Raw genomic sequence first — 12,005 nt, forward strand, 5'->3', positions numbered from 1 at the left:
AAATGATGCGAAATAATGCACTCCATTCAGATTAATTCACGGTAATTCGAGATCATCGCTCACGCGCGGCGTCGTGCATTGCACCTTTCACTGGCGCGAGCAAGTACTCCATTACTGTTCTGTCTCCATATCGAATCTCGGCGACAATCCGCATGCCTGCGCCTAATGAATAGCTGGTACCAAATGCGTCTACCAGGCGCTGTGTTTTCAGCCGAACTCGCGCCTTATATGTTGCCCCCGCGCTCCCGTCAGCCCACGTGGGTTCCTGGGCGTTCGCCCTTGCTTCGTTCTCTGTCGCGTCCACACTGACATGCACGACGGCGCCTTCGAGCATTCCGTACTTCTGGAACGGATAGGTCGCGACCTTTACCTTAGCCTCGTCGCCAACGCGCACAAATCCCACGTCCTCATTCTTAACGGACACATCGGCATAGAGAAGTTCGTCCTTCGGGACCAAAGTCATCAACACCGTCCCAGGTTGGACCACAGCGCCTAGCGTGGTCGTGGCGATGTCCTTGATTTCCCCGTCTTGTGGTGCTCTCAGTGTCAACAGCGACTCGCGATAGGCCGACTTCTCTTTATCTGCCTCCAGTTGTTGAACACGCGTAGTTACATCTGCCAGCTCCTTTCGAAGGTCACTCTCGAACGCGCTTCGCATCTGCTTGAGCTTCTTTTGCTGGGACGCTATGGTGGCCGCCAACGACGCTACAGTCGCGCGCTGGGCATCGAAGTCTCGTTGCTTTTCCGTGTAATCGCGAATCTTCTCGTCGTAAGCCATTGCGCTCACAAATCCCTGGCCCTGGAGCTTTTGGTAAGCCTCTGCAGATCGTTGATAAATTGGTACTGTCTGCTCGAGCTTCGCCAGGACCTGCAGGCCACTCTTGTATTCATGCTCATAACGAACGAGCAGCGCTTGCTCTTGGTCCACGGCATCGTTGTACGCACGACGATGAGCTTGAAATTGGCTCTGCACGACGGCATACGTTGTCGCTGCGTCACCCGCTTCCTGACGCATCTCGTTGCCGGCAAGTTCTGCTTCCATGCGTCGCAACTGGAGTCGCTGCAACGCGAGTTCCCTGTTTGCGAGGTTTGTGTCCGCACCTGCCATGGTTGCATCGAGCACAGCGAGAATCTGGCCTTTTAGAACCAGGTCACCCTCACGCACCCTCAACTCGCGCACCACGCCCGCCTCAGCGGGCTGAACGATTTTCACCAATGTTTGAGGCACAAGCTTTCCTTCCGCGGATGACACTATGTCGAGCCGTCCGAAGAAGGCCCAGATCAGCACCGCCGCGCACAGCACGATGACCGACCCAAGAACGACGCGATAGGGATTCTCCGGTGGCGTCTCCTGCATAAGTCCCAGTGGGTCGTGCCATCGGCCCGGGGCAGGCAGCAAGCCGAACGCGGCGGATTGGATAGGCACATCTGACGATGGTGCGTCCGTAGCGGGGATGGCGACTGCTGCTTGTACGCTGTTCATGCTGCGACCCCACGATTTGGACCTCTGGAGATGCCTGGCGGCGCGCCGCTCCCTGCAGCAGCTTGGCCGTGCGTCGGGACGGCCGAGAAAAGCTGAACACCGTTTCTGCCTAGTTTGTAGATTGCATCGAAGCGGAGAGATCGCGGAATGGCGTGCGTGATGAATACAATCGTCACCTTGCCGCGCAGCGAGTCAATGGTGCGTGCAAATTGTTCAGCAGTCTGGGAGTCCAGCGCGCTGGTAGCTTCATCGAAGATGAGCACGCTCGGCCGCCGAAGTAACGCACGTGCGATCGCGAGTCGTTGCTTTTGACCGCCGGACAGGCCCGCCCCGCGCTCACCTATCTCGCTCATATACCCCTCTGGCATTGCCTCGATCGTCGTGTGAATCTCCGCCATGCGACAAGCGGCGATGATCTCGTCCAGTGTTGCCCCAGGGCTCGCCATCTGCAGATTGTCAAGAATCGTGCCCGAGAAGAGAGTCGTCTCCTGCGGCACGACTCCATAGCGGCTCCGTAACTCGTTCGCGGAAAGGTTCTGCAAATCGATACCATCTACAAAAATTCTGCCACCGCTCGGCAGATAGAAGCGCTGTAACAGCTTGGCGAGCGTGCTCTTCCCGCATCCGGACGGACCGACTATCGCGATGGCCTGCCCCGCATCGATCTTCAGATTCAGGTTTTCGTAAAGGAAGGGGCCGGTATCGGTGTATCGAAATGCCAATTGGTCGAGCTGAATCGTCCCTTCTCCGCGCCCCGATCTACCCGGCACGGTTGAGTATCGTTCGGCGGGGGCATTCATAATGTCTCCCAACCTCGCAATCGAAATACGCGCCTGCTGGAACTGATGCCAGAGCCCGACAAGGCGTAACAACGGCTGCGACAGCTTGCCGGAGAACATCTGGAACGCCACGAGCATGCCGATGGTGAAATCTTGTGAGTGGATGACGATATAGGCCCCGACACCGAGAATCAGCAACGTCATGAATTGCTCGGCGGCATTGGCGAACGTGTTGTACGTGTTGGCGAGCTGTTTGGTATCGAAGCTCGACTGAAGATAGGTCGCCAGGAATCCGTTGTACTTCGCCTTGATCTGCGGCTCCAACTGCAGCGACTTCACCGTCTCGAGGCCGACCACGTATTCGGTGACATACGCTTGATTGCCGGCTCCTAGCTGGAATTGACGCTGCAACTTGCGTTGGAACATGGGCGCCACGAAGAGGCTCATCCCGACAATCAGTGCAAGGATCGCGAGGGATATCGCAGTGAGCGCTAAACTGTAGTACGCCATGATCGCGACAAATATCAGCAAGAACGGCAGATCGAGTATCAGGCTGACACTGGCGCTGGATACGAACTCTCGTATTGTTTCGATGCCGCCCAGACGCGCAGCGATGACGCCGGTCTGACGCTTCTCAAAGTATCGGGGCGGTAAACGGAAGAGATGTTCGAACACGCAGGAACCCAGCGTTGCATCGATGCGATTGCCCGTATGCAGGACAAGGTATTGACGCAACCACGTGATGAGCGCGCTGAACAGCATGAACAGCGCCATACCAACTACGATGACCGCTAGGGTGCTTTCTGTTCTGTGAACAACGACCTTGTCGATAACGGCCTGCGTGAAGAGCGGCATGGCAAGCGCAAGCAGTTGTAGCACCAGTGATCCGAGAAGGATTTCATACCAGAGACGCCTGTGCTTGCTGAATTCCGACAGGATCCACTTGAAACCAAAAGCCAGTTGTGAGGGGGCGCTTGCAGTATCGGCATCGACCGCTTCGCTCGCACGAGGCTGGAATCGCAACATCACACCGCCCGTTGCGGATTTCAGCAGCGAAATCTGAATAGTTTCCGGTTTAGAGGAACCTGGTCGGAGCACAAGTGCCCGCGCATCGTCCGCTCGGAGAACGAGAACGGGCGAACGACGATCCGGTTGTTCCTCAGAAGCTATCCAAACGATCACCGGCGCATTCTCTCGGCACAGGGCGGGCAATCGGCATTTGACCTTGAGCGCCTCAAATCCGGCCGCTTCCGCTGCTGCCAAAATTGTGGCGTAACTGTGGGGCGGAGGAAATTGTTGACTATTGAGATCGCGCGAGTTGGGTTTCCCATGTAGCGCGCAAATCGTCTCCAGACACCATAGAAAGTCTTCTGACGAGACCTCATCGTGCTCCATTTTTCACAGCTCCTATTGGACAAGGCGTGCGTCGTCCTTGGCCGGCGTCTAGCAGCCCAAAACTGGACGAGCGAAGATCTCCCGAGATCTCCAAAAATGAAGATCAGGAAAGGCTCATGACGAGCAATAAATAGGGAGCTATGAACTTCGGGACCTGAACGGCCCCTTCACCGATGTTGAGCGGCTCTGTGCGGTGTCGATATGGCCCATCTGGATTCCCCTTCTTTTTTACTTTTAATTATGACCACCATCTTTGTTGGCAAGCATGCCATTCCGGCTAAAGGCTGCCAAGGTGGTGTCACATCAATTCGCTGTAAAGCAACCTTTTTATTTTTTTACTTCTCATATAGACAATATTTATCACTCTTTGCACCGTGAACCCACCCCATTGTTAGGTTCGTCGCTACGTTTAGCTTTGGCGAAATTAATACTTACGGAATGGCGAAAACTGCCATCGCGCTCACCCGTTTGAGGGAAATTTCGCGTTCGTAGGATGAGGAAGTAGTCGCACCAGCCAATACCGAGAGGCATCACGCTGAGGCCGCCCGCGCGCGGGCTCCAGTCGTTTTTGTAGCGTGCATCTGCGCTCGAAGCGGATTTGCTTAGCTGAAATGCTTCCAAGCACGGCTTCGCAACGAGGTTTGTCGCTTCGCTGGATCTGACCCGGCGCATCGGTCGCGATCCCTACCCTTGGCATTCCTACATTTGAGGGTGAACGCCATGTCAGGTATCGAGTTGAAGAATCGGTCCCCGTTATCGCTTCAGGACCCCGACGCCGCGCGCGTGTTGGACGAAAGACGGACGCCCACGTCTACATCGTCTCGGCGGCGCGCGATCGAGGCGCAGACGCCGCCCGAGCTGCCATTACATGCGCCAGCGCGTGCGGCAACCGAGGCACCATCGCGACGTCAGCTTGCGCGCGCGCTGGATGCGACGACGGCGTATGCGGTGGGGAAATTCCATCAGATCGACGCCGTCAACGCACTCGCCCCGCGTCAGGACCTGGAGTTCCGCGCGCAGATCGATCGCACCGACGGCGAGCATGGTGCCGCCCTCACCGCCCAGTTGCGCGCGCACCTCAGCGCGATCCGCGAGCAGATCATCGAGCGCGATGGCACGGAAGGTGGCTACAAGTACAACCTCCCCGATGCGGCAAGGAACAGGTTGCTGCGCGATATCGCCAGCGTGGAATCCAGCCTCAATGGGCTGACCGAGGACAAGAGCACGGCGGCAAAGCTCGGGCTCGCCGCTACCCGCCTGACGCTGACCCCACTACCGTTGCTATTGCCGCTGCTGTCGCACGAGCAGCAGCGCAACGGTGTCGCATTGATCGTCGCATCGCTATGCAAGACATGGGTAATTGCCGCAGGGTTGTGGCGCAACCCTACCGCCAACGGCAAGGCCGTCGGCCAGCATATCCTGAACCGCGACCTCGCCAACGTCCTTCAGGCAGTCATGCTGCTCGCCAATATCGTGCCGACGAAGCAGGCAGAGAAGGTATCGGAGAATCTGGCCTACAACCTGGTGGTCGGTGTGGCGGGCTTCGTGGCGCTGATGGTGGCCTTCTACGGCGCGAACTCGATGAAGACACAGTATGACCGCGTGCGTCACGGCGCCGCGACGCCGGGCTCGCTCGGGAGATTCACGGAGGGCCTGTCAATGGCGTCGAAAACCTTTCTGGAAGGCATGGCGACCGGGACCGCGAAGCAGTACAACGCCCTGCAGGCGGCGCGCGCCGAGTTCAAGGAAAGCGGGCAGCGGCTCACCAACACCGCCGATTGGCATGTGGGGAAAATCCTCGGCGGCCTTGAACATCTCAAGAACGACATGCTGCGGCTGGCTGGCGTGCAACAGCCGACCACGCTGGCGAGTCGCAACGAGGACAAGGTCGGCAAAGGCATCATGTTCGGGATCAGCGCGGTGGTGCTGTTCGGACCGATCATTCCGGTCACCGGCGCGGGCATCAAGCCGAAGCTCGAAACCATTCCGCTGGTCGACCTCCTGATCGACTATGCCTTCACGATGTTCCACATGGGCGCGATCCTGCGCAACCCCGGCGCCAGCGTGCAGCAATCGCACGACGCGTTCTCACAATGGGTCGGCTTCAGTGGCGTGATGGCGGTCTGCTACGGCGTCAATGCCGCGCTCGGTGATCCCATTGCCAAGAACGACGTGGCATGGGGCAAGTTCATCGCGGGTCTGTCGATCGCCAACACTACCGTGGCGACGCCACTGGGCACTACGATGGCTGACGCCGTGTCGTTGGTGTTCAAGCTGCTGAGCCGTGGGGACCAGGCCGGCGCCGGGCGGCAGTTGAGTGCCATCGGCGAGGCCATCATGGCGGCACCGACGGAAGCAATAACCGAGGTGCGAACGCACGAGGAGTCGCGATTCGAAGAGGTACGCGAGGCTTAGCATCCCGCCGCAACTCACAGTCGCTTGCGGATTCGCACGACGGCGTCCGGTCGTCGTGCGGGTAACCCCTCATCGCGAATATATGATTGCCGTCCGATCAGACTTTCGACAAGGATTTCCTCATGACGGCATCGTATATTCGTGGCGCGCTAGTGGTCGCCGCGATGGTTCTCGCTGGCGCGACGCACGCGGAAGTGATCAAGCCCATCAAGTCCACGCGTACCGAGATCGGTGGCGCGATCTTCAAGGGGCCGGACGCGAAGAAGGCCAAGGAGCACGGCACCACGACCATCGATGCCATCACGCATACGTCGACGGACGGCGCGTTCCAGACCGGCATGTACAAGTCCGGAGCCATGCGCGAGGAGATCGCGGCCGCGCCAGGTTATCCGGTTGAAGAGTTCCTGTATTTCCTCTCCGGCAGCGTCAAGCTCACCTCATCGGACGGCTCGTCGATGGTCGTTCACGCCGGTGAATCGGTAACGATCCCCAAGGGCTGGACCGGCGTGTTCGAAACCAAGGGGTACACCAAGATCTACGTGGTGTACGACCCCTCGGCCATCAAGAAGTAGTCCACGCAACTAGGTGCCGCCGCCCACCGCGCGGCGGCGCGTCTCGTAGGCGTTGCCAAACGTCTGTTTGGCACGGCCGAGCACCTGCACGAACTCGAGCTGCTCGCCCTCGGGGCCCTTGCAGTAGATCAGCGACCAGCCGTCAGACGGACCTTCCGTGATGCGGTTGGTGTTGGTATCCAGCGGCAGCGCCAGACGCGCCTGATCGGTCGCGGCAGTGACGATACGGTTGGCCTTCACGTTGGTCATGCCGCGGCGCGCGGACTCGGCCTCCAGATCGCGCACGAACTGGTTGAAGTCCACGTCGTCGCGGATGTAGAAGCAGATATGCATCGAGCGCGGATACGCCGGGCTCGTCAGGTTGTGCGGCGGCGCATAGCTGTCGCCGGTGCCCTGCGGCTGATCGCGGTCCCGATATTGCAGCAGCTCCAGCACCACGTTGTCGAACTGGACGAAGCGTACGTCCAGACGCTGCGCGCCACTGCGCAGATCGGGTACACCGATCGCGCGCGGGTTCACGTGCTCCTGCCGCGCGCGGATTTCCTCGGCCAGCAGCAGCGTGTTCTGAATGCGGTCGCCGCTGAAATTGCCATCGCGCAGGATCTCGGTGCCGCCCAGCACTTGCGTGTAGAACTCGAACGCGCGATCCATGTTCTGTACCGTGAGCCCGAAATGCTGGACACCGCGCAGTCGTGCGCCCAACGAGGTGCCCGTGTTACCCGATGCCGCGCGCGGTGCGGGCTGTGCGGTTTGTGCCACAGCGGACGTCGGTGCCGCGAGCGCACCGGCCAGACCGCCAACCGAGGCCAGTCCCGCCGCCATCAACAGATCGCGCCGGCTCACCTTGTCGAGGCGATCGGCACCGCCGATATTTTCATCTGACATGTTTTCTCCCATGCTTGAGGAACATTGCAACAGATCGATGCTATCGGCCAGGGCGGCGAAGCTCCCGTTAAGCGTAGTCAAATACGGTGAAGGGCTTAATGGGGGGAACCCCGCAACGCAATATCTATCCGCTATCATCGCGGCTCCATGCGCGAGGCAATCATTGGCCAGAGACGGTGACTGAAGGACAAACGACAACCTCGGAGAACGCAGCCAGTGCCGATGGGCTCGGTTACGCCTTCGGCCGGTTCCGGCTGATCCCGAGCCGGCAACTGCTGCTCGACGGCGATGCCCCGGTCCGGCTGGGCGGGCGCGCCCTCGAGATCCTTGCCGCACTGGTCGAGCGTCCGGGCGAGCTTGTCAGCAAGGCCGAACTGATGTCGCGCGCCTGGCCGAACGTCGTCGTCGAGGACAGCAACCTCAAGGTCCATATGGCCGCGCTGCGGCGCGCGCTCGGCGATGGTCAGCCGGGCCAGCGCTATATCGCGACCGTAATCGGCCGCGGTTATCGCTTCGTCGCGCCGGTCGCGGGCACGACTTCACCGATGCAACCGACGGAATCGGTGCCGCTGCCTCACAACCTGCCCGCGCTGACCGCTCGCGTGATCGGCCGCGCCGATGCCATCGACGCGCTGATGATGCAACTGCGGGAACGCCGCTTTGTCACCGTGGTCGGGCCCGGCGGCATCGGCAAGACCACGGTCGCACTGGCGGTGGCGGATGCGGTCATCGCCAGCAACGAGCGCGAGGTCCGTTTTGTCGATCTGGCGCCGTTGCCCGACAGCCACTTCGTGGGCGGCACGATCGCCGCCGCGCTGGGGCTTTCGGTGCAGGGTACCGATGCCCTGCCAGCGCTGATCTCGTCCCTGCGCGAACGGCCGATGCTGATCGTGCTCGACAGCTGCGAGCACGTGATCGACGCCGCGGCCACGTTCGCCGAGCAGATCGTCTCCGGCGCGCCCGACGTGCGCATTCTCGCCACCAGCCGCGAATCGCTACGCGTGCGCGGCGAGGTCATCTATCGTCTGGCACCGCTGGACCTGCCACCGGCCACCACGACACTCACCGCCACGGAGGCACTGACCTATCCCGCCGTGCAATTGTTCGTCGAGCGCGCGACCGAATGCGTGGACGGATTCGAGTTGCGCGATGCCGACGCACCGGTGGTGGCCGAGATCTGCCGCAAGCTGGACGGCATTGCGCTAGCCATCGAACTGGCCGCCACGCGCCTCGATGCCTTCAGCATCCACGACCTGTCGGTGCTGCTCGAGGATCGTCTGCGCCTGCTGTATCAGGACCGGCGCGGCACCCTGCCCCGCCACCGCACTTTGGCCGCTGCGCTCGACTGGAGCTACGAGTACCTGCCGGTGCGCGAGCAGACGCTGCTGCGCCGGCTGTCGGTCTGCATCGGCCCATTCACGCGTGAGACGGCCGCCGCGCTAGGTTCGCTCGATGTGGCCCCCGGACAACCATCGGCGCATCCGTCCGAAGTCGTCGAGGCCATGGCCAACCTCGTCGCCAAGTCCCTGCTGGTGGCGGACGTGACCGGACATTTCGTGTACTACCGGCTGCTCGATACCACGCGCGCCTACGGTCAGCACAAGCTGCTGGCCGTAGGCGAGCTCGAGTGTTGCGTGCGCCGGCATGCCGAACACCATCGCGATCTGCTGATCCGCGCCGCCGCCGAATGGGAGGCGCGTCCCACCGCGGCATGGCTGGCCGATTACGGCAGCAAGATCGACGACGTGCGGGCCGCGCTACGCTGGGCGTTTTCCGTCGCTGGCGATATCGAGCTCGGCATTTCGCTGACTGTCGCAGCCATCCCGCTGTGGATGCATCTGGCGCTGTTCGACGAATGCCGCCAATGCGCCGAACGCGCGCTGGCAAGCATTACCGAGCGGACACGGGATGGCGCGGAGAGCAACGTACGCGGCGCCGACCGCGACGAGATGAAACTCAACGCGGCACTCGGTGCGGCGCTGCAGTATGCGCATGGCCCAACCGTGCAGGCCGGTCGCGTGTGGACGCGCGCGCTGGCACTCGCGGAGCAGCTTGGCGATGGCGAATATCAGTTGCGCGCGCTGTGGGGCCTGTCGGTATATCACACGTACGTGGGCGAGCATCGCATCGCGCTCGACCTCGCCGCGCGCTTCCGTGAGGTGGCTGGCGATCAGGGCGATCGCGCGGCGCAGCTCAGCGTCGATCGCATGAGCGCGACGGCACTGCGCTACCTCGGTGAACAGGATCAGGCCCGACGCTATCTCGACCGCATGCTCGGCCAGTATGTCTCGCCCGTGCATCGCTCGCATATCGCGCGCTTCCAGCTCGATCAACGCGCCGCCGCGTTGGGCACGCTGTCCAACGTGCTCTGGCTACAGGGCTACCCCGATCAGGCCATGGCCGCCGCGCGTCGCGCGCTCGACGACGCGCAGGGCACGCACCATGCGCTGTCGCTGTCCAACGCGCTGGTACATGCGATGTGCCCGATCGCGCTGCTGGTCGGGGATATTCCCACCGCACAGCGGGCACAGGCCATGCTCGCGCAGCATCTGTCGCGACAACCGGTCACGTTCTGGAATGCGCTGTCGACGGTGCTCGATGGCATGCTGCGCCTGCGTCAGCAGGACTTCACGGGGATTTGCGTGATGCGCGGCGGCCTCGATGCGCTCGAGGACAGCGGCTTCCGGCTGCGCTATCCGGCCTATCTCGGTGTGCTGGCTGAAGGCATGGGCGCCGCCGGCCAGTTTGCCGAGGCACAGGCGACGATCGACGAGGCGCTGGCATGGTCGGCGCGCAGCGGCGAGCGCTGGTGCCTGCCGGAACTGCTGCGCATCAAGGGCGAGCTGCAGCGCACCAGCGAAGCCGATCTCGAGGGCGCGGCCGCGCATCTGCGGCAGGCGGTGGATCTGGCACGCCATCAGCACGCGTTGTCGTGGGAGTTGCGCGCCGCCATCAGTCTGGCGCGACTGTGGACCGAGCAGGATCGCGCCGCGGAGGCGCTCGCGCTGCTGGCGCCCGTTCTCGCGCGCTTTACCGAGGGCGATCGCAGCGCGGACTACATTGCCGCCCGCGAATTGCTGGTGCCACTGTCGTTGCTTCACCGCGATTAACCAACCTTAACGCACGCTCGCGCGCGGGACGTGCAAAAGTGTCAGGGCCACTGACCGTTTTTTTCGGAGACCACGCCATGGCCCAGGCATCTGCCAGCATCGACCTTGCGGTGCCGCCCGATCAGGTATGGAACCTGATTGGCGGCTTCGACTCGCTGCCCGACTGGCTGCCCTACATTCCCAAAAGCGAGCTGACCGACCGCGGCCGGGTGCGCCGGCTTGCCAATCCCAACGGGGATGCGATCGTCGAGCGCCTGATATCGTTCGACGAACCGGGCCGCAGCTACAGCTATGCGATTCTCGAGGCGCCGTTTCCGGTTACCGATTACCTGTCCACGCTGCGCGTGGTGGCGCGCGATGGCGGCCGCGCCACGCGCGTGGAATGGTCGGGCCGCTTCACGCCGAACCACGGTATCAGCGACGAGGAAGCCAGCCGACTGTTCCGTGGCATCTACGAGGACGGCCTGAAAGCGCTGGCCGAGGCATACGCCGCAAAACGCTCCTGAGCTCGCCGATCGTCCCCCCGAGCTTCCACCCGGGCCTCCGCACGCCTCTCCACCGTCGCCTCTACCAGAGACTCGGCGGGTTCCGGCGGACAGATATCGAGCACATCGACCATGCGCACGAGTTCGGCAAACGACGCCGCCTGCATCTTGCGCATGGCCTGGCTGCGATGCATCTTGACCGTCGCCTCGCTAATGCCGATGCGCTCCGCCACCTGCTTGTTGAGCAGTCCGTGTGTGGCCAGCACCATCACCTCGCGCTCGCGTGGGGTCAACGAAGCGAGGCGTGCGCGCAGGTTGGCGGTATGACAGATTGCGCGATAACGTTCTCGATCGACATCCAGCCCACGGTACACCGCGTCAAGCAGATCCTGATCGCGAAACGGCTTGGCGATAAAGTCGATGGCGCCTTCCTTCATCGCCGCCACACCCATCGTGAAGTCCGCATAGCCTGAAATGAAAACGATCGGCAGCGCGCGCTCCGTACGTGCCAGCCGCGTCTGCAGCGACAGGCCGCTGAGGCCGCGCAGGCGTACATCCAGAATCATGCAGGCGGGGCTTTCCGGCGGCGTCACGGCCAGTGCCTCCTCGGCGGAGGCGAACAGTTGATAGCGCAGGCCGACCGAACGCAGCAGGTTGGAGAGCGCGATGCGCACGCCCGCATCGTCGTCGACGATCAGTACGGTCGCATCCTCGATGGGCATCACGTCGGAGTACGAGTGACTCGCTACGGCTGGATTTTTCACGTGACCCTCACTGGCTGACCGATACGGCCATACTAGGTCGAGACCGAAGTGCGATGCGTGAAAGGCGGGTTAATCGTCGTGAAGCGCCCCCTTAAGACAGGTCTCCGCGCCGAGATT

Annotated in this window: 9 protein-coding genes; 5 read left to right on the forward strand and 4 right to left on the reverse strand. The window is 61.9% G+C overall.

Annotated features, from left to right (window positions below):
* Window positions 1-52: 52 nt before the first annotated feature.
* The gene (locus tag LDO41_RS05085) at window positions 53-1,483 is read right to left on the reverse strand and encodes an HlyD family type I secretion periplasmic adaptor subunit (RefSeq protein WP_223982782.1); all 1,431 of its coding nucleotides are present in this window, start codon (window positions 1,481-1,483) and stop codon (window positions 53-55) included.
* Window positions 1,480-3,657 carry a peptidase domain-containing ABC transporter gene (locus LDO41_RS05090; RefSeq protein ID WP_223982784.1) on the reverse strand — a complete coding sequence of 726 codons (2,178 nt, stop codon included), beginning with the start codon at window positions 3,655-3,657 and terminating at the stop codon, window positions 1,480-1,482. Before LDO41_RS05090 ends, LDO41_RS05085 begins: the two co-directional genes overlap by 4 nt.
* A 201-nt stretch (window positions 3,658-3,858) precedes the next feature.
* Between LDO41_RS05090 and LDO41_RS05095 the strand changes: the two genes are divergently transcribed.
* The 3 genes from LDO41_RS05095 (at window position 3,859) to LDO41_RS05105 (ending at window position 6,644) form a co-directional block, all read left to right on the forward strand.
* Window positions 3,859-4,035 carry a hypothetical protein gene (locus tag LDO41_RS05095; RefSeq protein WP_223982786.1) on the forward strand — a complete coding sequence of 59 codons (177 nt, stop codon included), beginning with the start codon at window positions 3,859-3,861 and terminating at the stop codon, window positions 4,033-4,035.
* Between the two features lie 342 nt (window positions 4,036-4,377).
* A complete protein-coding gene (locus tag LDO41_RS05100) occupies window positions 4,378-6,072 on the forward strand; it encodes a hypothetical protein (RefSeq protein WP_223982788.1) in 1,695 nt (564 codons plus the stop codon).
* 122 nt (window positions 6,073-6,194) lie between these two features.
* Window positions 6,195-6,644: a cupin domain-containing protein gene (locus tag LDO41_RS05105; protein WP_223982791.1), complete on the forward strand. Its 450-nt coding sequence runs from the start codon at window positions 6,195-6,197 to the stop codon at window positions 6,642-6,644.
* Between the two features lie 9 nt (window positions 6,645-6,653).
* On the opposite strand, the gene LDO41_RS05110 is transcribed toward LDO41_RS05105, so the two are convergent.
* Window positions 6,654-7,529 carry a VOC family protein gene (locus LDO41_RS05110; protein WP_223982793.1) on the reverse strand — a complete coding sequence of 292 codons (876 nt, stop codon included), beginning with the start codon at window positions 7,527-7,529 and terminating at the stop codon, window positions 6,654-6,656.
* A 176-nt stretch (window positions 7,530-7,705) separates the two neighbouring features.
* On the opposite strand from LDO41_RS05110, the gene LDO41_RS05115 reads away from it, so the two are divergent.
* Both LDO41_RS05115 and LDO41_RS05120 read left to right on the forward strand, forming a co-directional pair.
* A complete protein-coding gene (locus LDO41_RS05115; RefSeq protein WP_223982796.1) occupies window positions 7,706-10,639 on the forward strand; it encodes an ATP-binding protein in 2,934 nt (977 codons plus the stop codon).
* 77 nt (window positions 10,640-10,716) lie between these two features.
* Window positions 10,717-11,145, forward strand: a complete 429-nt coding sequence (locus LDO41_RS05120; RefSeq protein WP_223982799.1) for an SRPBCC family protein — start codon at window positions 10,717-10,719, stop codon at window positions 11,143-11,145.
* Here the strand turns inward: LDO41_RS05120 and LDO41_RS05125 are convergent.
* On the reverse strand, window positions 11,091-11,888 hold the full coding sequence (locus LDO41_RS05125; RefSeq protein ID WP_318036271.1) for a response regulator transcription factor: 798 nt from the start codon (window positions 11,886-11,888) through the stop codon (window positions 11,091-11,093). The two genes, LDO41_RS05120 and LDO41_RS05125, sit on opposite strands and share 55 nt — an antisense overlap.
* Window positions 11,889-12,005 lie beyond the last annotated feature (117 nt).

The organism is Cupriavidus pampae (genome assembly GCF_914271485.1).
GTDB lineage: Bacteria > Pseudomonadota > Gammaproteobacteria > Burkholderiales > Burkholderiaceae > Cupriavidus > Cupriavidus pampae.